Origin of the sequence: Kitasatospora sp. NRRL B-11411 (assembly GCF_000721345.1) — a bacterium.
Classification (GTDB): domain Bacteria; phylum Actinomycetota; class Actinomycetes; order Streptomycetales; family Streptomycetaceae; genus Kitasatospora; species Kitasatospora cineracea.
In genome coordinates, this window is the sequence record NZ_JOGH01000080.1 from 1 (window position 1) to 23,828 (window position 23,828).

The following is a 23,828-nucleotide window of genomic DNA, read 5'->3' on the forward strand; positions in this document are numbered from 1 at the left end:
GCATGGTGTCCTTCCGGGGCGGCTGTGGGGGTGGGGTGTGGGGGAAGCCGATCGGATGGCCCGTGACCTGCGTCAACCCCATGGGAGCGCTCCCATCCCGGAGCGGCTCGGGACGGGGTCGGCAGGCAGTGGGCGGCGTCCATGGTGGCCGCGCCGCCGCGCGGGTGTCAATGCGCAACCTGGAAGTTACAGGCGGGAGTTGACGCGGCGACCCGAGCACCGCCGCGGCGGCGTCCGGCGACGCGGCCGGTTTGCCCGGCTCCTTCGCCCTGCCCGGCCGCGCCACCCGACGCCCGGTTCGGCGCCGAACTGCCGACCGCGGGGACCGCGGGGACGCAGCGGTCCGGCTTCCGTTCCTTCCCGCCTGCCGCCCCGACCTCCCCCTCCCTGCCCGCCGCCCCGTCGGCCCCTGTCCCGTCCCCCTCCCTCCGACCCGCCGCCCTCCCCGTTCCCGCTCCGTGCCCCGATTCCTTCCTTTCCGTCTGCCGCCCCGCCGCCCCGTCGACCCCCGTCCCGCCCTCTCGGCTTCAAGAGGGCGTCGCAACACCGCTCGGTTTCGGATGGCGAGTAGATCGCGTAGACGCTCGGCCGGGGTACTCCCGGCCGAGCGTCTTGCGTCGGCGGCTGCCGGCGCTTGGGCGATGTGTTCGAGATCCTCGGCGAAGCGGCCGTGAGGCGGGCCCGGTCGGCCGGGAGTGTGCCCGGTTCGCGCCTCGCTGGGTCTCAGTAGGTGATGACGGCGCGGAAGCGGACCTTGCCGTCGGTGACCTTGGTGACCGCTTCGACGATCCGTTCCTTGGGGAAGGTCTCGATCATGGGTGTGACCTTGCCGGATGCGGCCAGGTCCAGGGCCTCCGTGAGGTAGTTCAGGCCGTTGTGGGTGGCGCCGATGAACTTCTGGCGCTGCGCGAAGAACGGCTGCGCGGTGTTGGGGATGGTGAATTCGGCGAACGGGTCGAGGCCGAGCAGGACCGCGCGCCCGTCGTGCCGCAGTCCCTGCATCGCTGCCCGTCCCGCGTCGTAGGAGTTGGAGCAGAGCAGCAGGACGTCCGCGCCGCCGGCGGCCTGCAGTTCGGCGCCGTCCGCGACGACCAGGTCCGCGCCGAGCTCGCGGGCCAGGTCGTGCTTGTCCGGGGAGTGGGTGACGGCGATGGTCTCGTGGCCGGCGGCCTTGGCGAACTGGAGCGCCAGGTGGCCCAGGCCGCCGATGCCGAGCACGGCGATCCGGTCGCCGGGCTCGGGCTCGGCGGCGCGCAGGCCGCTCCAGGTGGTGTAGCCGGCGCAGAAGATCGGGGCGGCCTTCTCGTAGGACAGGCCGTCCGGGATCAGCACGGTGCCGGTGGCGGGGACCGCGATGTACTCGGCGTGCCCGCCCTGGACGGTGAATCCGGTCAGTCGCGCGTCGGGGCAGTTCACCGCCGCCTGCCCGGACAGCGGGAGGTTCTCCTTGCAGTAGGCGCAGCGGCCGCAGGTGGACTGGACCCAGGTGGTGCCGACCCGGTCGCCGACCCGGCGGGTGCGGACGCCTTCGCCGACTTCGACGACCTCGCCGACGACCTCGTGTCCGGGGGTGTTGGGGAACACGTCGCCGGCGGCGCCGCGGGTGGTCCAGATGTCGGTGAAGCAGATCCCGGTGGCGTGGACCTTGATCAGGACCTGGCCGGGTTCGGCCTTCGGGGTGGGGATGTCGTGCAGTTCCCAGGTGGCGTTGAGCGCGGGGATGACGGCGGCCTTCATGATCGATCGGTCCTCTCGGTCGGGCGGCCAACGGAAGTAACTAACTGGTTATGTACAACGTACGCCGACGGTTCCACCTCGTCAATAACTGGATAGTTACCTGGTCGGGTAGGGTGGCGGCATGCCACCGGACTCCGCTGCCACCAAGGCCCGCCTGCTGCAGGCCGCCTTCGAGGAATTCACCCAGTACGGCCTCGCGGGCGCCCGCGTGGACCGCATAGCCGAGAAGGCCGCCAGCAACAAGCGGCTGATCTACGTCTACTACGGCAACAAGGAGGAGCTCTTCGACGTCGTCCTCGCCCAGCACCTGGGCGTCCTCGCCGACGCGGTCCCCTTCACCGCGGACGACCTGGCCGGCTACGCCGGAGCGATGTTCGACCACCTCGTCCGGCAGCCCGAGATCCTCCGCCTGGCCGCCTGGCACCAGCTGGAGCGGCCCGGGGCCACCCCCGCCGAGACCGACGCCTACCGCCCCAAGGTCGAGGCCGTCGCCGACGCCCAGCGGCGCGGAACCGTCACCGCCGCCGTGGACGCCGTCGACCTGCTCGCCCTGGTCCTGGGCCAGGTGACCGCCTGGTTCACGGCCTCTCCGGCCCTGCGCGCCCTGGTGCCCGGCGACGCCTTCGCGCCCGCGCGCCTCGAACGCCACCGCGCGGCCCTGACCGCGGCCGTCCGGGCGCTCACCCGCCCCGAGCCCGAGCCCGGCGGCGAACCGGCCCGGTGATCCGGGCCCGGCGGGCGGGCGGGGTCAGTGGCCGTCGGCGGCGGCCGAGACGTGCTCCCAGTCGGCCCAGGTGCGCAGCCGCTGGGCGTAGGCGTCCTTGACCATGGGGTGGGGGGCGGCGCCGAACAGGACGCGCAGCGGGGGCCGTTCGGCGTCGACGATCTCCAGCAGGGCGAGGCCGGCGGCCTTCGGGTCGCCGTACTCCGTGCCGGCGGAGACGGCGGCCAGCGCGTCGCGGGCGGGCTGGTAGGCGTCGATGGGGGTGGCGTGCATGGCGGAGGAGCCACCCCAGTCGGTGCCGAAGCCGCCCGGTTCGACCAGGGTGGTCCTGATGCCGAAGGGGGCGACCTCCTGGGCGAGGGACTCGGTCATGCCCTCCAGTGCCCACTTGGAGGCGTTGTAGATGCCCAGGGAGGGGAAGGCGACGACGCCGCCGAGGGAGGAGATCTGCACGATGTGCCCGCTGCCCTGGGCGCGCAGCAGGGGCAGGGCGGCCTGGGTGACGTGCAGGGCGCCGAAGAAGTTGGTGTCCAGCTGGGTGCGGGCCTGCTGTTCGGTGACCTCCTCGACCATGCCGAACAGGCCGTAGCCGGCGTTGTTGACCACGACGTCCAGGCGGCCGAAGTGCTCGTGGGCCGCGGTGACCGCGCCGTGGACGGCGTGGCGGTCGGTGACGTCCAGGGGCAGGGCGAGGAGGGCGTCGCCGTGGGCCTCGGCGAGGTCCTTCAGGGTGTCGGTGTCGCGGGCGGTGGCGGCCACCTTGTCGCCGCGGGAGAGGGCGGCCTCGGTGAAGGAGCGGCCCAGGCCGCGGGACGCGCCGGTGATGAACCAGATCTTGCTCATGTCTGCCTTCTCGGATCGGTGGGGCCGGGGGCCGGCCCAGTAAGATGAACCGCGGTTCACGATCTATAGTGAATCAGAGTTCATGTTTGTGCAAGCGACCGCCCGACCAGCCCCGGAGAACGCCATGGCCTCGGCCCGACCCCTGCGCGCGGACGCCGCCCGCAACCGGAAGAAGATCCTCGACGCCGCCCGGGAGCAGATCGCCGCCCACGGGCCGGACGTCGGCATGGACGAGATCGCCGCCGCCGCCGGGGTCGCCGTCGGCACCCTCTACCGGCACTTCCCCGCCAAGACCGACCTCGTCGAGGCCGTCGTCGCCGACTGGCTCGACCGCCTCGCCGACAACCTGGAGAGCGCCGTGGCCCGGCTCGCCACCGGCTCCCGCGCACTGGAGGAGATCGCCGCCTTCCTGCGGCACTTCCTCGGCACCGCCGCCAACGACATGGCCGTCAAGGCCGCCGCCCGCGCGCTCGGCGCCGACCCCGAACCCGACGGCCCGCTGCAGCGCGTCACCACCGCGCTGAACACCCTCATCCGCACCGGGCAGGACGACGGCGACGTCCACCCCGACGTCACCCTCGCCGACTTCCACCTGCTCCTGGACGCCGCCCCCGCCCACCGCGACACCCGGGACAACGACCGCTGGCTCACCCTCGTCCTGCCCGGCCTCACCACCAACGGCCGCCCCGGGCCGACCGCCTGAACCCTCCCCACGACAGAACGGGAACACCGTGCGCACCATCGTCTTCGGCGCCACCGGCATGGTGGGCCAGGGCGTCCTGGACGCCTGCCTGCGCGACGACGGCGTCACCGACGTCCTCGTCGTCGGCCGCACCCCCACCGGCCGCACCCACCCCAAGCTCCACGAGATCCACCACGGCGACTTCACCGACCTCACCGCGATCCAGGAGCAACTCGCCGGGTACGACGCCTGCTTCTACTGCCTGGGCGTCTCCGCCGCCGGCCGGAGCGAGGCCGACTACCGCACCGTCTCCCACGACTACCCGCTGGCCGCCGCCCGCGCCCTGCTCACCGCCTCCCCCGACCTGGCGTTCTGCTACGTCTCCGGCGCCGGCACCGACCCCACCGGCAGGTCCCGCATGATGTGGGCCCGCGTCAAGGGCGAGACCGAGAACGCCCTGCTCGAACTCTCCCCGCGCGCCTACATGTTCCGCCCCGCGCTCATCACGCCGCTGCCCGGCACCACCTCCAAGACCCCCTGGTACACCCTCCTCTACCGGATCCTGGCCCCGCTGAACCCACTGCTGCGCCGCCTCGCCCCGCGCCACGTCACCAGCAGCACGCAACTCGGGCAGGCCATGATCCGCACCGCCCAGGACGGGCCGCCCGGCCGGGTCCTGGCCACGGGCGACATCAACGAAGCGGCCGCTGCCCGGCCCCAGTCGCCCTGACGCCGGAGCCGCGAAGGCACACTGCCGTCAGCAGATCACCCAGGTGCTCGGCCGGGGCATCCCGGCCCGGCGCCTTACGTGGGCGGCCGTTGAGTTTTCGAAGAACAGCCTCTTCAACTCCGGAGCGAGGACCGCGGGAACCCGATCCCCCTCCTCCTTCCGCCCCGTCTGCCCTGTCTTCCGTCGGCTCCGTCGGGAGGTGGCAGCCGGGCGGCCCGGCCGGGCATGCTGGGCGCATGCTGATCAGGGAAGCCACCGCAGAGGACTGGGTCGCCATCTGGCCGTTCTTCCATCGGATCGTCGCCGCGGGCGAGACCTTCACCTACCCGCTCGACCTCGGCCGGGAACAGGGCCGCGACTGGTGGCTGCTGTCCGCGCCGAACCGCACCGTGGTGGCGGTCGACGAGGCCGGCACGGTGCTGGGCACCGCGAAGATGAACACCAATCACATGGGCAACGGCTCGCACACCGCGAGCGCCAGCTACATGGTCGACCCGGCCCACTCCGGCCGCGGGGTGGGCCGGGCGCTGTGCGAGTACTCCCTGGACTGGGCCCGGGAGGCCGGCTACCGGGGCATGCAGTTCAACGCGGTGGTCGAGACCAACACCCCCGCGGTCCACCTCTACCGCTCGCTCGGCTTCACCGTCCTGGGCACCCTCCCGGAGGGCTTCCGGCACCCGGAGAAGGGCTACGTCGGCCTGCACATCATGCACCGCCCGCTGCCCTGACCGTCGCGGGAGCCGAGAACTGGGGGCTGGGGCTGGGGGCTTAGGGGCCGGGGGCGGAGTTGCGGGGGGGGCGGCGGGCGGCCGGGCAGCGGGCTCGGGCACGATCGGGGCATGCCGCCCCGTCTGCCCGCCCTGCTGTCCCGCCTGCGCCGCCGCGCCCCCGAACCGCCCCACGTCAGCCCGGTGCGCTTCCCGTGCCTGCTGGTCGACGAGGACGGCTGGCTCCTGCCCTGCGCGGACGACGCGGAACTCCAGCAGCTCACCGAACCCGGCTTCACCGACGAGATCGCGGCGGCCTACGACGCGGCGGCCCGCCCGCTGGAGGTGCACGTCATCGGACGGCGCGAGACGATCGCGCTCCGCCCGGTCGCAGAACCCCGCCCCGAGCAACTCGACGCCCACGTACGCGCCTACTTCCACCACTGGACCGACCGGGAGGCGCCCGGCGTCGTCCAGCCGGTCCCCCGCTACGTCGCGGCCGTCGCCCGAGCCGTGCGCGACACCCCGTCCCGCCGCCGCAGGCGCCCCTGACCGGAAACCCCCGTCCGCCCGGTGGGCCGGCGGGGTGTCACGGCCCCGCCGGCCCGTCCTGCGGGTGAGGCTCCACCGTACGGCCGGGCGGGGCGGTGCGGGCAGGGGCCGAACGTCCCGGGCGGCGGGAGGTCCGGGCCTTGCCCGGGGGCGGGGTCAGAGCAGCGGGCGGGGTCAGAGCAGCGGGCGGACGTGTTCGGCGAAGGTGTACGCCTCCTCCAGGTGGGGGTAGCCGGAGAGGACGAACTCGTCGACGCCCGCGTCGCGGTACTCGGCGAGGCGGGCGGCGACCTCGCGGTGGCTGCCGACCAGGGCGGTGCCGGCGCCGCCGCGGACCAGGCCGATGCCGGCCCAGAGGTTCGGGGCGATCCACAGGCGGTCGCGGCGGCCGCCGTGCAGGTCGAGCATCCGGCGCTGGCCGACGGACTCCAGGGCGCGCAGGCGCTGCTGCCCGGCGGCGATCGCGGCGTCGTCGAGTCCGGCGATCAGGTCCTGCGCGTCCTGGCGGGCGCGGGCGGCGGTGGCGCGGCTGAGCACGTGCACGCGCAGGCCGAAGCGCGGGGACCGGCCGCGGGCGGCGGCGAGCGCGCGGACCCGGGCGATCTTCTCGGCGACCTGTTCGACGGGTTCGCCCCAGGTCAGGTAGGTGTCGGCGTGCCGGGCGGCGACGTCGAGCGCGGGGTCGGAGGAGCCGCCGAAGTAGATCCGGGGCGCGGGTTCGGGCGGTTGGCGCAGGTGGCCGCCGTCGATCCGGTAGTGCGGGCCGGCGTGGTCGTACGGGGTGCCGCGCCAGGCGGTGCGGACGACGTCGAGGAACTCGCCGGCCCGGGCGTAGCGGGCGTCGTGGCCGAGCCGGTCGCCGTAGCCGCGCTGTTCGGCGTCGCTGCCGCCGGCCACCACGTTGAGCAGCAGCCGTCCGCCGGAGAGGCGTTGGAAGGTGGCGGCGGTCTGGGCGGCGAGCGCGGGTTCGACCAGGCCGGGGCGGAAGGCGACCAGGAACCTGAGCCGACGGGTGGCGGCGATCAGTGCGGCGGTGGTGATCCAGGCGTCCTCGCAGTGCGCGCCGGTCGGGGTGAGGACCGCGTCGTAGCCCAACTGGTCGGCGGCCTGGGCGAGTTGGGTGAGGTAGCCGAGGGTGGCGGGGCGGTCGGCGGCAGCGGGGGCGGTGGCGCCGCCGATGCCGGTGCCGTGGGCGGCGCCGCCCAGGTCGCGGGCGTCGCCGCCGGTGGGCAGGAACCAGTGGAAGGCGGTGGTGGCGGGCATGGCGGTGCGGCTCCTGTGCGGCGGAGGGGGACGTCGGCGCTGGGCTGGTTCAACCGGCCGGACAGAGCGCGCTGCTGACGCGCTGCAGGTCGACGGGCCGGTCGAGGTGCACCGCGCGCTCCGCTGCCCGCACCGTCGTCCACCTCCCGGATCCGTCCCGTCGCGGCCAAGCTAGGACGGCCCCGGGCGGGGTGTCAACGGCCTTGTGCGGCACCGGATCCGGCGGTTCGTTACCGCTGTGTGAACAGCGTTGTGCCGGGCCCGGGTGCGGGGTTACGGTGCGAGGACGGCGGCGCCCGGGTGGTGCCGCGAGAGGCGGACGGGGAGGTGACGGCGGTGCGGGCACTGGAGCGCGAGGTGTACCTCGACCGGCCGGTCGACCTGCTGCGGGTGAGCGCCGCGCTCTGTCCGGGCTGCCCGGTCGGCTGAGTCCGCCCCGCCCGCACCCCTTCCTCCGCTCCGCCCGCGACGACGCGTCCCGACGTCCCGGCGTCCCGATGCCCCGACGCGTCCGCCCGCGCCTCCTCCCCCGCACCCCGTGCACCCCGTGATCCCCGTGAACCTCCGGGGCCCTCGTGAACAGGAACCGGTCCGCCATGCCCGCATCCCCGGCAGCACTCGCCTCCCCCGTCTCCGCCGACCCCGCCGTCTCCGCTCCCCTGCTGCACCTGGCCGTCGCGCTGGACGGCGCCGGCTGGCATCCCGCCGCGTGGCGGGAGCCGGGGGCCCGGCCGGGGGAGCTGTTCACGGCCCGGTACTGGGCGGACCTGGCGGCGGAGGCGGAGCGCGGCCTGCTCGACCTGCTGACCTTCGAGGACGGGCTGAGCCTGCAGTCGGAGCACCCGTTCGAGCCGGACGCCCGGACCGACCGGGTGCGGGGGCGGTTGGACGCGGTGCTGGTGGCGGCCCGGATCGCGCCGCTGACCCGGCACATCGGGCTGGTGCCGACGGCGGTGGTGACGCACACCGAGCCGTTCCACCTGTCGAAGGCGGTGGCGACCCTGGACTTCGTCAGCGGGGGCCGGGCCGGGCTGCGGGTGAAGGTATCGGGGCGGGTCGACGAGGCCGGGCACTTCGGCCGCCGCGGGGCGCCCGCGCTGCGGGCGGACGACCTGGACTCCCCCGCCGCGGCGGCCGCCCTGGCGGCGGAGTTCGGCGAGGCCGAGGACTACGTGGAGGTGCTGCGCCGGCTGTGGGACAGCTGGGAGGACGACGCGGAGATCCGGGACGCGGCGACCGGCCGGTTCATCGACCGGGAGAAGCTGCACTACATCGACTTCACCGGGCCCCGGTTCTCGGTGCGCGGCCCGTCCATCACGCCCCGCCCGCCGCAGGGCCAGCCGCTGGTCGCGGCGCTCGCCCACCGGGCCGAGCCGTTCCGGCTGGCGGGCCGTTCCACCGACCTGGCCTTCGTGACACCGCACGACGCGGACGAGGCCCGGGCGGTCCTGGCCGAGATCCGGGCCGCCCAGCGGGAGGCCGGGCGGGCCGCGGAGACGGTGCACGTCTTCGCCGACCTGGCGGTGTTCCTGGCGGAGCGGCCGGGCGCGGCGGCCGAGCGGCTGGCCCGGCTGGACGAGGCGGCGGGCGCCGCGTACCGCAGCGACGCCCGGGTGTTCGCCGGGACGCCCGCCGAACTGGCCGATCTGCTGGAGGAGTTGGCGGAAGCGGGGCTGTCGGGTTTCCGGCTGCGGCCGGGGGTGCTGCCGGACGACCTGGAGCGGATCACCCGCGGCCTGGTGCCGGAGCTGCAGCGCCGGGGCCGGTTCCGCACCGCCTACGAGGCGTCCACCCTGCGCGGCCTGCTGGGCCTGCCGCGCCCCGCCAACCGCTACGCCGCCACCGCCATCACCGCCACCGCCACCGCCACCGCCACCGCCTGAACTCCGAAGGAACGCAACCGACATGGGCAACGAGAACAACGGCAGGCCGCTCAAGCGGATCCACCTGGCGGCGCACTTCCCGGGCGTGAACAACATCACGGTGTGGAGCGACCCGCAGGCGGGCAGCCAGATCGAGTTCAGCTCCTTCGCGCACCTGGCGCGGACCGCCGAGCGGGCCAAGTTCGACTTCCTCTTCCTGGCCGAGGGGCTGCGGCTGCGCGAGCAGAACGGCCTGATCTACGACCTGGACGTGGTCGGCCGCCCGGACACCTTCACCGTGCTGGCGGCGCTGGCGGCGGTCACCGACCGGCTCGGCCTGGCCGGCACGATCAACTCGACGTTCAACGAACCGTACGAAGTGGCACGGCAGTTCGCCTCGCTGGACCACCTCTCGGCGGGCCGCTCGGCGTGGAACGTGGTGACCTCCTGGGACGCGTTCACCGGGGAGAACTTCCGGCGCGGCGGCTTCCTGCGCGAGGAGGACCGGTACGCCCGGGCCCGGCAGTTCCTGGAGGCGTCCTGGCGGCTGTTCGACTCCTGGCGCGGGGACGAGGTGGTGGCCGATCCGGCGTCCGGGGTGTTCCTGGGCGATCCGGCGGCGGGTGAATTCTCCTACCGCAGCAGCGAGTTCGACATCGCGGGCCGGTTCGACGTGCCGCGCTCGCCGCAGGGGCGTCCGGTGATCTTCCAGGCGGGCGACTCCGAGCAGGGCCGCGAGTTCGCCGCCGCCTCGGCGGACGCGATCTTCTCCCGGCACGGCACGCTGGTCGCCGGGCAGGCGTTCTACGCGGACGTGAAGGGGCGGCTGGCCCGGTACGGGCGCCAGCCCGGGTCGTTGAAGATCCTGCCCGCGGTGACCTTCGTGCTGGGCGACAGCGACGCGGAGGCGCACGAGCGGGCGGCGCTGGTCCGCCGCCAGCAGGTGAGCGGGCAGACCGCGATCCGGCTGCTGGAGCAGGTCTGGAACCGGGACCTGTCGGACCTCGACCCGGAGGGGCCGCTGCCCGCGGTCGACCCGCTGGTCGGCGAGCACACGGTGGCCCGGGGGCGGGCCTCGGTCCGGATGAACCGGGACCCGCTGGCGGTGGCCCGCGAGTGGCGGGCGCTGGCCGAGGCGAAGAAGCTGTCCGTCCGGGACCTGCTGATCGAGGTGACCGGCCGGCAGTCCTTCATCGGCACCCCGGCGCGGGTCGCCGAGGAGATGAACCGCTTCGTCCAGGAGGACGCCAGCGACGGTTTCATCCTGGCCCCGCACCTGACCCCGGGCGGCCTGGACGGGTTCGCCGACACCGTGGTGCCGCTGCTCCAGGAGCGCGGCGTCTTCCGCACCGAGTACGAGGGCAGCACCCTGCGCGAGCACCTCGACCTGCCGCCCCTCACCAACAGCCCCGCGAAGGAAGCGATATGACGACAGCTCAGGAGTCCACCACTGCCGAGGAGTTCACCCGCGCGTGGGAGGAGTGGCACGCCGCGAGCCAGCGCGCGCTGGCCGACCCGCACGGCTTCCTCGCCGTCACCTCGCTGCACTGGCTGGACGGCGAGCCGACCCGCTTCCCGGACGCGCCGGGCGCCTGGTGGACCGGCCCGGACGGGGTGTGGGTCGAGCTGGCCGCGGACGAGGAACTGCTGCTGGACGGCGAGCCGGTGCGCGGCCGGTACGGCTTCGGCGTGCTGCCGGAGCGCTCCAGCCGGTACGCGGCGGCGGGCGAGGCGGTGGTCGAGGTCGCCAAGCGCGGCGGCCGCGACATCGTCCGGCCCCGGCACCCCGGCAACCCGCTGCTGCGCGGCTTCACCCGCACCCCGGCGTACCCGCCGGACCCGCGCTGGGCGGTGACCGGCCGCTACCTGCCGTTCGAGGCGCCGCGCCCGGTGACGGTCGGCGCGGCCGTCGAGGGCCTGCAGCACGTGTACGACGCGCCGGGCGAGATCGAGTTCACCCTGCCCGACGGCGGCGGCACCCACCGGCTGACCGCGTTCAACGGGCACCGGCCGGGCAGCCTCCAGGTGCTGTTCACCGACGCCACCTCGGGCGTCACCACGTACGCCGCCAACCGGGTGCTGAGCGTCCCGGCGCCGGACGGGCAGGGCCGGGTCACGGTCGACTTCAACCGGGCCACCAACCTGCCCTGCGCCTACACCGACCTGGCGACCTGCCCGCTGCCGCCCGCCGGGAACCGCCTCCCGGCGGCGGTCGAGGCCGGCGAGCGCATCCCGCTGGAGCGCGGCGGCCTGCCGTAGCGGGCACCCGGAAGCGGCGGCGGTCCGTCAGGGCCGGCGCCGCTCCGCCCGCCGCCCGGGCAGGGCCTGGACGATCAGGGCGAGCAGCCCGGTGGCGGCCAGGACGCACCACAGGCAGGCCCGGAACGCGGCGGGGACGGCGCCGGGGCCGGGGGTGTCGGCGAGCACGCGGTAGAAGACCAGGCCGATCAGGGCGACGCCGAGGGCGTTGCCGACCTGGAGGCCGGTGGTCAGCACGCCGCCGGCCGAGCCGGCGCTCGCGGCCGGGACGCGGGCCAGCACGGTGGCGGTCAGCGGGGCGAAGGACAGGCCCATGCCGGCGCCGTCCAGCAGCAGGCCGGGCAGCAGCCACCCCGGGCTCCGCCCGTCCCCGGCGACCGCCCACAGCTCCAGCAGCAGTCCGGCGGCGCGCAGCGCGCAGCCCGCGGTGATGGCGTGCCGGCCGATCCGGGCGGCGAGGTGGCGGGCGGTGGCGGAGGCGGCGACGTAGCCGGCGCCGAGCGCGCTGAAGACCAGGCCGGAGGCGATCGGCGTGAGGTGGCGGCCCTGCTGGAGGTAGAGCGCGAACACCAGGAAGTAGGAGGCCATCGAGGCCCAGAAGACGAGTTGGGCGGCGAGTCCGGCGGTGAAGGCGCGTTCGCGGAACAGCGCCAGGTCGACCGAGGGGGTGCCGCCGCGGCGGCGCAGGCGGCGCTGCTGGAGGGTGAACGCGGCGAGCAGCAGCGGGGCGGCGACCGGAAGCAGCCGGGTCCACAGCGGCCAGCCCTGCTCGCGGCCCTCGATCAGCGGCAGGCAGAGCGCGGTCAGTGCGGCGGTCGCCAGGGCGAGGCCGGTCAGGTCGAGGCGGGGGCGGCCGGGGGCCTTGGACTCGGGCAGCAGGCGGGCCGCGGCGGTCGCGGCGGCCAGGCCGATCGGCAGGTTGACCAGGAAGCAGGCCCGCCAGCCGAGGCCGAACAGGTCGGCGCGGATCAGCACGCCGCCGATCAGCTGGCCGAACACGGCGGCGATCCCGGACGCGGCGGCGTACCAGCCGACCGCCCGGGTCCGGGCCGGGCCCTGGTAGGAGGTGGTGATGATGCCGAGCACCTGGGGGGCCATCAGGGCGGCCGCGGCGCCCTGGAGCACCCGTCCGGCGATCAGCAGGTCCGCGGTGGGCGCGGCTCCGGCGGCGGCGGAGGCGGCGGTGAACAGGGCCATGCCGAGGGCGAGGATCCGGCGGCGGCCGTACAGGTCGCCCAGCCGGCCGCCGGTGATCAGTCCGACGCCGTAGGTCAGCGCGTAGGCGGCGACCATGAGTTGGATCTGGGCGTCGGTGGCGTGCAGGTCGCGTTGGACGGCGGGGACGGCGACGTTGACGATGAAGAAGTCGAGTCCGCCGAGGAAGACGCCGGTGAGGACGATCGGCAGGGTGGCGCGGTGCGGCCCGGGCGGCCCGGCGGCGGGCGGGGCGGCGGTGGGCACGGTGGTGCTGTCGGTCATGGGAGGGCGGGCTCCTGGGGAGGCGACGGGAGGGCCGCGCCGCTCCGCCCCCGGGCTGCGGGGGCGGGGCGCGGTACGGGCTCCACTCTTCCCGGGGCCGCCGGGTGCCTCAACTACCTGCCAGGTAGGCGGCGGTGCGGTCGTCGGCGGGGAAGAAGCTCTCGATGATCAATTCGGCCATGGTCAGGTCGCGGGCGGTGCCGAACGTGGCGATCGTCCCGATGAAGGACAACTCCCGGTCGCCGTACCGCAGTTCGAGCGGGATCATGATCTCGTCCGGTCCGGGCACGTGCAGTTCGGGCACCGGCTGGTCGCACGGGTAGCCGAGCAGTTCCTCGTGCAGCGGGCGGAGGCGTTCGTCGAGGGCGGCGCGGCGGGCCAGGCCGGTGAGCAGTTTGGCGCGCCACTGGCCGAGGTTGACGATCCGGGGGGCCATCCCGTCGGGGTGCAGGACCAGGCGCAGCACGTTCGCCGGGGGTGCCAGCAGGTGCGGGGCGACGCCCGCGGTGAACAGCCGGTCGAAGGGTTCGTTGGAGGCGACGATGGTGCGTCGGCCGTCCAGCACCAGCGCCGGGTAGGGCCGGTGGCCGTGCAGCACCCGCCGGACCGCGTCCAGGACGGGCCGCATCGCCGGGTCGTCGAGTGCCTTCTCCTGGAAGACGGGGGCGTAGCCGGCGGCCAGCAGCAGCGTGTTGCGGTCCCGCAGCGGTACGTCCAGGTGTTCGGCGAGCCGCAGCAGCATCTCGCGGCTGGGCTGCGAGCGCCCGGTCTCCACGAAGCCGACGTGCCGGGCCGAGACGCCCGCCAGGTTGGCGAGTTCCAGCTGGCTGATCCCGCGCCGTCGCCGCCACTGCGCCAGCAGCTGCCCCACCTGCGCCCGTTCGACCGCGTCCACCGTCATCGGCGTCCCCCTTCCGTCCGGCCCCAATCTACGCCGGGCCCGCCCGACCTCGGCCGGGCGGGCCCTACAGCACTGGTGCGATGTCGCGGTGGACGGCTCAGATGTCGCGGAAGACCTCGATCTGCGCGCCGACCGAGTTGAGGCGGGCGGCCAGGTCCTCGTAGCCGCGGTTGATCACGTAGACGTTGCGCAGGATCGAGGTGCCCTCGGCGGCCAGCATGGCCAGCAGCAGGACCATCGCGGGGCGCAGCGCGGGCGGGCACATCATCTCGGCGGCGCGCCAGCGGGTGGGGCCCTCGACCAGGACCCGGTGCGGGTCCATGAGCTGGACGTTGGCGCCGACCCGGCCGAGTTCGGTGAGGTAGACCGAGCGGTTCTCGTACACCCAGTCGTGGACCAGGGTGGAGCCGTGCGCGCAGGCGGCGATCGCGGCGAAGAACGGCAGGTTGTCGATGTTGATGCCGGGGAACGGCATCGGGTGGATCTTGTCGATCGGGGCGACCAGCTTGGAGGGGCGCACCGTCAGGTCGGTGAGCCGGGTGCGGCCGTTGGCGGCGGGGTACTCGGGGCCGCGCTCGCAGTCCAGGCCCATCTCCTCGAGGACGGCGAGCTCGATCTCCAGGAACTCGATCGGGACCCGGCTGACGGTCAGTTCGGAGTTGGTGACGACGGCGGCGGTGAGCAGGCTCATCGCCTCCACCGGGTCCTCGGAGGGGGCGTAGTCGACGTCGGTGTCGATGACGGCCTTGCCGTGCACGGTGAGGGTGGTGGTGCCGATGCCCTCGACCTCGACGCCGAGCAGTTCCAGGAAGAAGCACAGGTCCTGGACCATGTAGTTGGCACTGGCGTTGCGGATGACGGTGGTGCCGGGGTGGCGGGCGGCGGCGAGCAGCACGTTCTCGGTGACGGTGTCGCCGCGCTCGGTCAGCACGATGGGGCGCTGCGGGGAGACGGTGCGGTCGACGCTGGCGCGGTAGCTGCCGGTGGTGGCGCTGACGTGCAGGCCGAACTGGCGCAGTGCGGACAGGTGCGGCTGGACGGTGCGGGTGCCGAGGTCGCAGCCGCCCGCGTAGGGGATCTCGAAGCGGTCGGCGCGGTGCAGCAGCGGGCCGAGGAACATCAGGATGCTGCGGGTGCGGCGGGCGGCGTCCTCGTCCATGCCGGAGAGGTCGAGCTGCGCGGGCGGGGTGATCTCCAGGTCGACGCCGCCGTTGGTCCAGCGGTGGCGCACGCCGATGCTGGCGAGGACCTCCAGCAGCCGGTAGACCTCCTCGATCCGGGCGGCGCGGCGCAGGGTGGTGCGGCCGGTGGTGAGCAGCGAGGCGGCGAGCAGGGCGACGCAGGCGTTCTTGCTGGTGCGGACCTCGATGCTGCCGGAGAGGGTGCGGCCGCCGACCACCCGCAGGTTCATCGGGCCGGCCACGCCGAGCGAGACGATCTCGCTGTCCAGGGCCTCGCCGATCCGGGCGACCAGGTCCAGGCCGATGTTCTGGCCGCCGGACTCGATCCGGGCCACCGCGCTCTGGGTGGTGCCGAGGGCCGCGGCGAGCTGGGTCTGGGTCCAGCCCTTGTGGGTGCGGGCGGCGCGGACGAGCTTGCCGATGCGGGAGAGGTAGTCTTCGGTCACTGCGCGAACATATCTCACCTGTGCGATGCAATGCATCTTTGCTGGTTGCGCGGCGCGTTCCTGGCGGTTGATCCCGGGTCAGCCGGCGCCCGTTGCGGCCGGGCCCGCCGCCGAACCGCTTCACGGGCCGGGCGCGGGCGTGCCAGGATGCGGACCCCGACGAGGCCGGTCGGGGACGGGGAGGGGTGCGGCGGTGCGTGCGGACGGTCGGCGGGAGCCGGAGGGGGAGGTCCCGCGGCTGGTGGCGGCGGCCCGGGCCGGGGACGCGGCAGCGCCGGAACGGCTGCCGGGCGGGCACCTGTCGCCGGTGCACCACCTGATCGCCCGGGCGGTCGGCCCGGACGAGGCCGGCGACCTGACCCAGGAGACCGTGCTGCGGGCGGTGCGCGGCCTGCCCGAACTGCGCGAGCCCGAACGTTTCAGGTCCTGGCTGGTGGCGATCGCCTACCGCCGGGCGCAGGAGCACGGCCGCCACCGGGTGCTCGAACTTCCGCACCGCTTCGAGGCGTTGGACGCTCCCGGCCCGGCCGGCGACTTCGCCGAGCGGGGCGTCGCCGAGCGGGGCGTCGCCGAGCCGGCGCTGTCCGCCCAGCGCCGGGAACTCGTGCGCGCCACCGCCTGCCAGACGCGGCGGCCGTGCTCACCGCCGACGCCGCCCTCGACAACGGCCGGGGCGTCCAGCGCGGGGCGAACTCCCGCGCCAGCGGCAACAGGTGGGACGGCACGCCGGTCGACCTGTTCCAGGGCACCGAGCCGTCCGCCGCCCAGGGCCCGCGCCCGGCCGACGGCGGCCTGCCGCGCAGCGCCTTCCTGCTGCCCCGGACGGCGGCCGGGGCGACCATGACCGAACAGCACCCGGGCTGAGCCCCCGCCCGCTACCCCCTCCGCACCCGCCGGGCCCGCAGGTACTCGCGGCCCAGCAGCCGCAGCAGCGCGGGCTTGGCGGGGCTCGCCGGGCGGCGCAGCAGCGCGCCGGGGTCGGCCCGGGCGGCGGTGGCGGTGAGCCGCTCGACGCCGACCAGGCAGCGGACCATCGGCCGGTGCGCGGGCGCCACCAGCCCGGCGAGGGTCCGGCCGGCGGCGCGGTCCCGGTCGGCCCGGTCCAGCAGCGCCCCGAGCAGGGCCTGCACCGCCGGGGTGGCCTCGCCCCGTTCCAGGTCGGCGCGGGTGACGCCGTGCTCGGCCAGGGTCTGCCGGGGCAGGGTGAGGCGGCCGTCGGCGAGGTCCTCGGCGAGGTCGTTGACGAAGTCGAGCCGCTGGCAGGAGTCGATGAAGGTCCGGCAGGCCGCCAGGTAGGCGCGCTGGTCGCCGTCCGGGCCGAGCAGGGCGGCGACGACCATGAAGCCCGGCAGCGAGTACCCGTCCAGGTAGTCCTGGTAGTCGGCCTCGGTGGCGAAGCCCGCGAAGTCCAGGTCGGCGTCCGCGGCGGCCAGGAAGTCCAGCACCCGCCCGCGCAGCACCGGCCGGGCCTCGACGCTGTTCAGCAGCGGCCGCAGGTCCGGCCGGTCGGTGCGGCCGTCCCGGAGCGCCGCGGCGACCTCCGCGCGCCAGCGGTCGGCCGCGGCCCGGCGGGTGGCGGGTGGCCCGCTGTCCAGCAGGTCGTCGGTGCGGTGCATGAACGCGGTCGCGGCGATCACGTGCGGCAGCGTCGCGGGCGGCAGCAGCAGCCCGGCGGCCAGCGCGACCTCCCGCTTGTACGCCGCCACTTCCGCCCGCTGCCGCCCGTACGCCTCCCGCAGCGCGGGCTCCCGCACCCCCGCCGCGTCCAGCGCCCGCTCCCAGCCGCCCACCCGTCCCCGCCCTTCCGCCGTTCCCGCCCCTGTTCCCGTTCCTGACCGGCCATCCTGCCAGTACCCGGGCCTGCCCGGCCGGGGTGGTTCAGCCGGGCAGGCCCGGGACGACCAGGCCGGATTCGTAGGCGAGGACCACGGCGTGGGTGCGGTTCTGGGCGCCGAGCTTGGTCAGGACGTTGCCGACGTGGGTCTTGACGGTCTCGGTGCTGACGGTGAGCGCGTGCGCGATGTCGGGGTTGGAGCGCCCGGTGGCCATCAACCGGAGCACGGCCTCCTCACGGGGCGTCAGGCCCGCGTCCGGCAGGGCCCGCCCGGAGTCCAGCGGGCGGGCGGTGACCATCCGGCGCAGGTCGGCCGGGAAGAGGATCTCCTCGCCCGCGGCGACGGTCCGCACCGCCCGGGCGATCCGGTCCACCGGCAGGCGCTTGAGGACGAACCCGCTGGCCCCGGCCCCGAGCGCGGCGGTGACGTGGCCGTCGTTCTCGAACGTGGTGATCACCATGACCCTGGGCGGCTCCGGCACCTCGGCGAGGATCCGCCGGGTGGCCGCGATGCCGTCGCAGCGCGGCATCCGCACGTCCATCAGCACCACGTCCGGCCGCAGCAGCCGGGCCTGTTCGACCGCCTCCAGGCCGTCGACGGCCTCGCCGACCACGGTGATCCCGGGCTGCGCGGCGAGCAGGACCCGCAGGCCGCTGCGGGTCACCGGGTCGTCGTCGGCGATCAGCAACGTGACGGCGGGCGCCACCGCCACCGCCACCGCGCTCACGCGGGCGTCCGGAGCGGAAGGCTCGCCACTCATGCGGGCGTCCCGAGCGGAAGGCGCACCGCTCACGCCGACGCCCGGAGCGGGAGACGGGCCGCCAGGACCCAGTGGCCGTCGCCGTCCGGGCCGGCCCGGAACTCGCCGTTCAGCAGGCTCACCCGTTCGGCCAGGCCGGCCAGCCCGTGGCCGGAGGCCGGGAAGGCGGGCCGCCGGCCGCGGCCGGTCGGGTTGGCCACGGCCAGCTCCAGCCACCCGGCGGGGGCGAGCAGCGCGGTGACCCGGACCGGGCCGTCCGCGCCGTGCCGCAGCGCGTTGGTCACGCCCTCCTGGAGGATCCGGTAGGCCGCCCGGGCCACCGCGCCCGGCACCCGGTCCAGGCCGTCGGAGAGGTCGGTCCGCACCTCGGTGCCCGCGTGCCGCAGCCGCTCCAGCAGTTCGGGCAGGTCGGCCAGGGTCCGGACCGGGGCGGTGCCGGCCTGTTCCTCGCGCAGCACGCCCAGTACGTGGTCGAGGTCCGCCAGGGCGGCCCGGGTGGACTCCTCGATGCTGCGCAGCGCGGCCCGGGCGGCCGCCGGGTCGCCGGTGAGGACCTCGCCCGCGACCGCCGCCTGGATGGTGGCCGCCGTCAGGGTGTGCCCGATCGAGTCGTGCAACTCCTGGGCCAGCCGGTTGCGTTCGGCCAGCTGCCGTTCCCGGGCGGCGGCCAGCGCGAGCCGCTCGGCCGGGGAGGGGCCCAGCAGCCGGGGGGCGAGCCGGCGCAGCGTGCCCGAGACCGCGGCGCACACCAGCGCGGCCAGCAGCACGCACACCAGGGACGCGGCCCAGCTCCCCCAGCCGTCGCCGGAGCGCACCGTCCGGCCGGACAGCGACAGTTCCAGTTCGCCGCCGAGCCACCGCCCGGGCAGGGCGAGCGCCGCCAGCAGCAGCAGGTTGACCGTCAGGGTGGCGGCCCAGCCCAGCGCGGCGTGCAGCAGCAGCCACAGCGGGGTCCGCCGCCGGTCCGCGCCGAACGCCCCGGACGGCGGCGGCAGCGGGACGTCCAGCAGGCGGCGGGCCCCCGCCACCAGCGCCCGCCGGGTGGAGCGGGCCGTCCCGGCCAGCGCCACCAGCGCCGCCCACCCCGCCAGCACCAGCCCGGCCCGCGCCCCGTACGGGCCGGAGCCCCACGCCAGCGCGGGCAGCGCCGCGACCGGCAGCAGCAGGGCGCTGGCCGCCGCGCCGAGGAACGCGAACAGCGTGCCGGTGTAGGTGGAGCCGCGCAGCAACGGCCCGATCGCCCAGGTCATGCAGCAAGTATGGCGTCCGGGCCGGGCCGTCCCCTCCCCCGATCGGGGGAGCCCGGGTTCCCTCCCGGCCGGGAGGTGCGAGGTGGGCGCGGTGCCCCAGGATCGGTCCGGTCCGGAAGTGCCGGACGCCGTACGGAAGGACCGCCGATGCCCGCCCCGGGAACGACCCCCGAGCACCCCGCAGCAGCCCCCGCAGCAGCCCCCGCAGCCCCCAACTCCCCGGCGACGGCTGCCGTGCTGCTGGGCGCCCTCGGCCTGTTCACCTCGTTCGCCCTGGTCGGCGGCCCGGTCGGCCTGGCCGGCCTGGTCACCGCCGGATTCGCCCTGCGCACCGCCCGCCGCACCGGCACCGGCCGGGGCCGCGCGGTGGCCGGCCTGCTGCTCTCGCTGGCCGCGGTGGCGCTGTCCGTGCTGGCCGCCGTCCTGCTGGCCTGGTACGCGAACCACACCCAGCAGTGCTACCGGCCCGACGGCCTCCACCAGTACGTCGAGTGCGTCCGCCGCAGCCTGTCCGACCGCTGACGACCCGTCAACCGCCTGCCCGCCAGCCGCCGCCCGCCCGCCCGTCAGTCGTCGGCCAGCGCGGCGTCGACCGCGGCCCGGGCGTGCAGGGCGGTGGTGGGGAAGAGCGGGACGGGGCTGTCGGCGGGGCCGACCAGCAGTTCGATCTCGGTGCAGCCGAGGACGACGCCCTCGGCGCCCCGGGCGACCAGCCCGGCGATCACCTTCCGGTAGGCGGCCCGGGACTCGTCCCGGACGACGCCCAGGCACAGCTCCTGGTAGATCACCCGGTGCACCAGCTCCCGGCCCGGCGCGTCCGGTACGAGCACCTCCAGCCCGTGCCCGGCCAGGCGGCCCCGGTAGAAGTCCTGCTCCATGGTGAACGCGGTGCCCAGCAGTCCGACCCGCCGCAGCCCGGCCGCCCGGACCGCGGCGGCGGTGGTGTCGGCCAGGTGCAGCAGCGGCACGTCGACCGCCGCGGCGACCTGGTCGGCGACCTTGTGCATGGTGTTGGTGCAGATCAGCAGCAGGTCGGCCCCGGCCGCCGCCAGCGCCCGGGCCGCCCCCGCCAGCACCTCCCCGGCCTCCGCCCAGCGCCCGGCCGCCTGCAGCCGCTCGATCTCGGCGAAGTCCACCGAGTACAGCACGCACTTCGCCGAGTGCAGCCCGCCGAGCCGCTCCCGCGTCAACTCGTTGAGCAGCCGGTAGTACTGGGCGGTCGACTCCCAGCTCATGCCGCCGATCAGTCCGATGGTCCTCATCGCGCCAGTCTGCCACCCGGCCGCGGGCCGTCCGCCGCCGAGTTCGGCCTGCGGGCCGTCAGCCGTCGAGTTCGGCCCGCAGGGCGAGGACGCGGGTGAGAGCGGAGGGGTAGGGGAGGGTGCGGGCGAGGTGGTCGGCCCGGACGAGGGCGGTGCGGGCGGTGCGGGCGGCCGCGGGGTCGGCGAGGCGGGCCGCGGCGGTGGCGTGCGCGATCAGGGCCTCGGTCTCGGCGAGGCGTTCGCCGCTGGCGTGGGCGCGGGCGGCCTCGGCGGCGGCGATCCGGGCGGCCTCGGCCGGGCGGCCGGCCGCGAGGTGGGCGTAGGCGGCGAGTTCGGGGGCCCGGACGGCGGCGTCGGCGCCGAGGACGGCCAGCGCGCCGGCGGGGTCGTCACCGCGCAGGGCGAACAGGGCGCGGGCGCGCCGCACTTCGTGGTGGGCCTGTTCGTCGCCGGGGGTGCCGGCCCGCTCGAGGAGGGCGGCGGCGCGCTCCCGGTCGCCGGTGCGCAGCCGGACGCGGGCGAGGACGGCCAGGGCGTAGGGCAGCGACCAGGCGTCGTCCCAGTCGGCGGCGGTGACGGCGGCTTCGGCGTACTGGGCGGCGGTGTCGTTCTCCTCCAGCAGGAGGTGGAGTTCGGCGAGGTTGAGCTGTTCGAAGGCGGCGGCGACCGGGTCGCCGGACTGCCGGGCGTGGTCGAGGGCCTGGCGGCCGAAGCGGACGGCGTCGTGCAGGCGGCCGTGCCGGCGGGCGTTCTCGCGCAGGGTGGAGAGCACGGAGCCGAGCAGCACCGGGTCGCCGTACGCCTGGGCGGGGGCGAGGGCGAGGTCGCCGGCCCGGCGGGCTTCGCCGAAGCGGCCGGCCAAGCCGAGGGTGATGGCCTGCATGGCGTGCGAACGGGCTTGCAGGAGCCGGCCGTTCGGTCCGGTGACGAGTTCGGCGGGGTGCTGGGCGCGGCGGGCGGCCAGGTACGCGTCCTGGTAGTGGCCCTGGGTCTTGTCGAGGTTGGAGCGGGCGAGGTGGTGCAGGGCACGGGCCTCGGGGCCGGTGCGCTCCTGCGGCGGGTGGGCGGCCAGGACGGTGAGCGCCTCGTCGAGTTCCCCGGCCCGGAACAGGGCTTCGGCGAGGTGGGCGGCGGTGGCGACGGTGTCGTCGTGGTCGCCGCGGGCCCGGAACTCGGCGAGTGCGGTGCGCAGGACGGCGGCGGCGCGGCCGGGTTCGCCCATCCGGCGCAGGACCTGGCTGTGGGCGAGGCGGGCGCGGGCGGCGTCGACGTCGAGGCGGGCGACCAGGTCGCGGTAGTAGCGGTCGGCGGTGTCGTTGGCGTAGAGCGCGGCGGCGCGTTCGGCGGCGCGGCGCAGGTACTCGGCGGCGCGCGGGTCGTCGGCGCGGGTGAAGTGGGAGGCGAGGGCGTCGACGGCGTCGGGGCGGCGGCGCTGGACGGCCTGGGCGTAGGAGGCGTGGAGTTGGCGGCGGCGGACGGCGGAGAGGCCGTCGTAGCAGGTGAGCCGGACCAGGGGGTGGCGGAAGGCGAGTCCGGGCTCGGCGCGGCCGGCGATGACGACCCGGCGTTCCTCGATGAGGGCGGCGGCGATGGCGTGTTCGACGGCGTCGGCGGCGGCGGCGCCGGTGACGGGCGGGTGCAGGCCGTGTTCGGCGACGTCGAGGAGTTCGGCGAGGGCGGCTTCGCCGCCGGCGACGGAGAGCGCCTCGACGAAGCGGCGGGCGTGCGGGTCGAGCCGGACGAGGCGTTCGCCGACCAGGTCGCGGACGCCGGCGGGGGGCTGGCCGGGGGCGTCGCGGTCGCCGCCGCGGGCGAGTTCGAGGGCGAACAGCGGGTTTCCGAGCGAGAGTTCCCACACGTCGGGGCGGGGGGCGCGGCCGGTGGCGTCGCGGACGGCGGCCAGCACGGCGGCCTCGTCGAGCCGTCCGAGTTCCTCGCGGACGGCGAGTTGCCGGCGGAGCAGGGCGGCGACGGCGCGGCGGCGGGCGTCGCCGTCGGGGAGTTCCTCCTCGCGGTAGGTGGCGAGGAAGCGCAGCGGGGTGCGGCGGTCGTGGGCGCGCCGGGCGAGGTGGCCGAGGAGCTGGTAGGAGCCGGTGTCGGCGGCGTGCAGGTCGTCGAGGACGACCAGGACGGGGCGGGTGGCGGCGAGGTCGCCGAGCAGGGCGGCGCCGGCCCGGAACAGGCGGTCGCGTTCCTCCTCGGGGCTGCGGGCGGTGCTGGTGGGCACCTGGCCCAACGAGGGCAGGAAGGCGGCGAGTTCGGGGTACTCGGCGCCGACCCTGGCGCGTTCGGCGGGGTCGTGCTCGGCGAGCCAGCCGTCGAGGGCGGCGGCGAAGGCGCCGTAGGGGGTGTGGTCCTCGGCGTCCTGGCCGCTGCCCCACAGGACGGCGGCGCCGTCGGCGGCGGCGCGGCGGGCGGCTTCGGCGGCGAGGCGGGTCTTGCCGATGCCGGCTTCGCCGGTGAGCAGCCGGACGGGGGGCCCGGCGGAGGCCAGCAGGCGGTCCAACTCCCGTTCCCGGCCGTGCAGTCGGGCGCTGGCGGCGGTGCGCAGCCGGGCCGGGAGGGCGGTGGCGGCGGGTGCGGGGGCGGGGGTGGCGGCGAGGGCGGCGCGGTGCAGGCGTTCGGTCTCGGGGCCGGGGCGGATGCCGAGTTCGGCGTCGAGGGCTTCGCGGCACTGGTGGTACTGGCGCAGGGCGCGGCGGCGCTGTCCCTGGCGCAGGCAGGCGTCGATGAGCAGGCGGTGGGCGAGTTCCTCGGCGGGGCTGGTGGCGAGGACCCGTTCGGCGCAGGCGGCGGCGTCCTCGGGGCGGTCCTGGTCGAGGTGGGCGGCGGCGAGCCGCAGCAGGAGGTGTTCGCGCAGCCGGTCGAGCCGGGTGCGGCGGGCTGCGGCCCAGTGCGCGTAGCGGTCCTCGGGGAGCAGTTCGCCGGTGAACTGGCGTATCGCGTCGGCGAGTCGCTCGGCCCGGCCGTCGGCGAGGGCGTCCTCGGCGGCCTGTTCGGCGTGGTCGGCGTCGATCCAGACGGCGGCGGGGTCGAGCAGCAGGAGTCCGCCGTCGGCCTTGAGGTAGGACGAGGCGGCGCGGGGGGCGAGTTCGGGTTCGAGGGCGTGCCGGGCGGCGTGCAGGGCGACCCGGAGGCTGCCCGCGGCGGCGGCGGGGTCGGCGTCGGGCCAGCAGGTCTCCATGGCCTGTTCGCGGTGCAGCCGGTGGCCGGGGGTGACGGCGAGCAGTTTGACCAGGGCGCGGGCGCCGGGGCGCGGCCAGCGTTCGGCCAGTGGCGGCCCGGCGTCGCGTTCGGCCCGGAATCCCTCGAAGAGGTAGAGGCGCAGCACGGGTGGCGCGGTGTCCGTCCGGTG

22 protein-coding genes and 1 pseudogene are annotated in these 23,828 nt (G+C 75.8%); 12 read left to right on the forward strand and 11 right to left on the reverse strand.

Annotation, left to right across the window (positions count from 1 at the left end):
- Positions 1-723 precede the first annotated feature (723 nt).
- Complete coding sequence (locus IH44_RS0127645; RefSeq protein ID WP_030462464.1) at positions 724-1,737, reverse strand: alcohol dehydrogenase catalytic domain-containing protein; 1,014 nt, start codon at positions 1,735-1,737, stop codon at positions 724-726.
- A gap of 121 nt (positions 1,738-1,858) precedes the next feature.
- Here IH44_RS0127645 and IH44_RS0127650 point away from each other — a divergent pair, with 121 nt between their 5' ends.
- Entirely contained in the window at positions 1,859-2,461 is a 603-nt protein-coding gene (locus IH44_RS0127650; RefSeq protein ID WP_035956579.1) for a TetR family transcriptional regulator, read from the forward strand.
- Between the two features lie 24 nt (positions 2,462-2,485).
- Here IH44_RS0127650 and IH44_RS0127655 read toward each other — a convergent pair whose 3' ends face one another.
- Positions 2,486-3,304 (reverse strand): SDR family oxidoreductase, encoded by an 819-nt coding sequence (locus IH44_RS0127655; protein ID WP_030462466.1) that lies wholly within the window; start codon positions 3,302-3,304, stop codon positions 2,486-2,488.
- Between the two features lie 124 nt (positions 3,305-3,428).
- Between IH44_RS0127655 and IH44_RS0127660 the strand changes: the two genes are divergently transcribed.
- From IH44_RS0127660 to IH44_RS0127675, 4 genes are all read left to right on the forward strand, one after another.
- Positions 3,429-4,007: a TetR/AcrR family transcriptional regulator gene (locus IH44_RS0127660; RefSeq protein ID WP_030462467.1), complete on the forward strand. Its 579-nt coding sequence runs from the start codon at positions 3,429-3,431 to the stop codon at positions 4,005-4,007.
- A gap of 28 nt (positions 4,008-4,035) precedes the next feature.
- On the forward strand, positions 4,036-4,716 hold the full coding sequence (locus IH44_RS0127665; protein WP_030462468.1) for an NAD-dependent epimerase/dehydratase family protein: 681 nt from the start codon (positions 4,036-4,038) through the stop codon (positions 4,714-4,716).
- A 236-nt stretch (positions 4,717-4,952) separates the two neighbouring features.
- Positions 4,953-5,444 carry a GNAT family N-acetyltransferase gene (locus tag IH44_RS0127670; RefSeq protein ID WP_030462469.1) on the forward strand — a complete coding sequence of 164 codons (492 nt, stop codon included), beginning with the start codon at positions 4,953-4,955 and terminating at the stop codon, positions 5,442-5,444.
- Positions 5,445-5,555: 111 nt separating this feature from the next.
- Positions 5,556-5,975, forward strand: coding sequence for a hypothetical protein (locus IH44_RS0127675; protein ID WP_030462470.1), 420 nt, complete (start codon positions 5,556-5,558; stop codon positions 5,973-5,975).
- Positions 5,976-6,149: 174 nt separating this feature from the next.
- On the opposite strand, the gene IH44_RS0127680 is transcribed toward IH44_RS0127675, so the two are convergent.
- Positions 6,150-7,238 (reverse strand): LLM class flavin-dependent oxidoreductase, encoded by a 1,089-nt coding sequence (locus IH44_RS0127680; RefSeq protein ID WP_030462471.1) that lies wholly within the window; start codon positions 7,236-7,238, stop codon positions 6,150-6,152.
- Between the two features lie 300 nt (positions 7,239-7,538).
- Between IH44_RS0127680 and IH44_RS49205 the strand changes: the two genes are divergently transcribed.
- From IH44_RS49205 to IH44_RS0127700, 4 genes are all read left to right on the forward strand, one after another.
- The gene (locus IH44_RS49205; RefSeq protein WP_255358128.1) at positions 7,539-7,667 is read left to right on the forward strand and encodes a hypothetical protein; all 129 of its coding nucleotides are present in this window, start codon (positions 7,539-7,541) and stop codon (positions 7,665-7,667) included.
- Positions 7,668-7,834: 167 nt separating this feature from the next.
- Positions 7,835-9,121 (forward strand): LLM class flavin-dependent oxidoreductase, encoded by a 1,287-nt coding sequence (locus IH44_RS0127690; protein WP_030462472.1) that lies wholly within the window; start codon positions 7,835-7,837, stop codon positions 9,119-9,121.
- Positions 9,122-9,143: 22 nt separating this feature from the next.
- Positions 9,144-10,529 (forward strand): NtaA/DmoA family FMN-dependent monooxygenase, encoded by a 1,386-nt coding sequence (locus IH44_RS0127695; protein WP_030462473.1) that lies wholly within the window; start codon positions 9,144-9,146, stop codon positions 10,527-10,529.
- Positions 10,526-11,359: a DUF1684 domain-containing protein gene (locus IH44_RS0127700; RefSeq protein WP_030462474.1), complete on the forward strand. Its 834-nt coding sequence runs from the start codon at positions 10,526-10,528 to the stop codon at positions 11,357-11,359. The genes IH44_RS0127695 and IH44_RS0127700 overlap by 4 nt, the downstream gene beginning before the upstream one ends.
- Before the next feature lie 27 nt (positions 11,360-11,386).
- On the opposite strand, the gene IH44_RS0127705 is transcribed toward IH44_RS0127700, so the two are convergent.
- The 3 genes from IH44_RS0127705 to IH44_RS0127715 form a co-directional block, all read right to left on the reverse strand.
- Positions 11,387-12,838 (reverse strand): MFS transporter, encoded by a 1,452-nt coding sequence (locus IH44_RS0127705; protein WP_030462475.1) that lies wholly within the window; start codon positions 12,836-12,838, stop codon positions 11,387-11,389.
- Between the two features lie 109 nt (positions 12,839-12,947).
- Complete coding sequence (locus IH44_RS0127710) at positions 12,948-13,739, reverse strand: helix-turn-helix domain-containing protein (RefSeq protein ID WP_030462476.1); 792 nt, start codon at positions 13,737-13,739, stop codon at positions 12,948-12,950.
- Positions 13,740-13,836: 97 nt separating this feature from the next.
- A complete protein-coding gene (locus tag IH44_RS0127715) occupies positions 13,837-15,366 on the reverse strand; it encodes a UDP-N-acetylglucosamine 1-carboxyvinyltransferase (RefSeq protein ID WP_030462477.1) in 1,530 nt (509 codons plus the stop codon).
- 25 nt (positions 15,367-15,391) lie between these two features.
- Between IH44_RS0127715 and IH44_RS49805 the strand changes: the two are divergent.
- Positions 15,392-15,826, forward strand: a pseudogene (locus IH44_RS49805) (RNA polymerase sigma factor); the annotation flags it as partial.
- Positions 15,827-16,002: 176 nt separating this feature from the next.
- Positions 16,003-16,230 carry a hypothetical protein gene (locus IH44_RS48575; protein ID WP_030462478.1) on the forward strand — a complete coding sequence of 76 codons (228 nt, stop codon included), beginning with the start codon at positions 16,003-16,005 and terminating at the stop codon, positions 16,228-16,230.
- 11 nt (positions 16,231-16,241) lie between these two features.
- On the opposite strand, the gene IH44_RS0127725 is transcribed toward IH44_RS48575, so the two are convergent.
- From IH44_RS0127725 to IH44_RS0127735, 3 genes are all read right to left on the reverse strand, one after another.
- Positions 16,242-17,156, reverse strand: coding sequence for a squalene/phytoene synthase family protein (locus tag IH44_RS0127725; RefSeq protein WP_030462479.1), 915 nt, complete (start codon positions 17,154-17,156; stop codon positions 16,242-16,244).
- Positions 17,157-17,244: 88 nt separating this feature from the next.
- A complete protein-coding gene (locus IH44_RS0127730) occupies positions 17,245-17,961 on the reverse strand; it encodes a response regulator transcription factor (protein ID WP_051817393.1) in 717 nt (238 codons plus the stop codon).
- Between the two features lie 29 nt (positions 17,962-17,990).
- Positions 17,991-19,211 (reverse strand): sensor histidine kinase, encoded by a 1,221-nt coding sequence (locus IH44_RS0127735; RefSeq protein ID WP_030462481.1) that lies wholly within the window; start codon positions 19,209-19,211, stop codon positions 17,991-17,993.
- A 147-nt stretch (positions 19,212-19,358) separates the two neighbouring features.
- On the opposite strand from IH44_RS0127735, the gene IH44_RS0127740 reads away from it, so the two are divergent.
- On the forward strand, positions 19,359-19,733 hold the full coding sequence (locus tag IH44_RS0127740; protein ID WP_232795117.1) for a DUF4190 domain-containing protein: 375 nt from the start codon (positions 19,359-19,361) through the stop codon (positions 19,731-19,733).
- A gap of 44 nt (positions 19,734-19,777) precedes the next feature.
- Here the strand turns inward: IH44_RS0127740 and IH44_RS0127745 are convergent, their stop codons facing one another.
- Positions 19,778-20,473: an aspartate/glutamate racemase family protein gene (locus IH44_RS0127745; RefSeq protein WP_030462483.1), complete on the reverse strand. Its 696-nt coding sequence runs from the start codon at positions 20,471-20,473 to the stop codon at positions 19,778-19,780.
- Positions 20,474-20,531: 58 nt separating this feature from the next.
- Positions 20,532-23,804: an AAA family ATPase gene (locus IH44_RS49515; protein WP_030462484.1), complete on the reverse strand. Its 3,273-nt coding sequence runs from the start codon at positions 23,802-23,804 to the stop codon at positions 20,532-20,534.
- Positions 23,805-23,828: the final 24 nt, after the last annotated feature.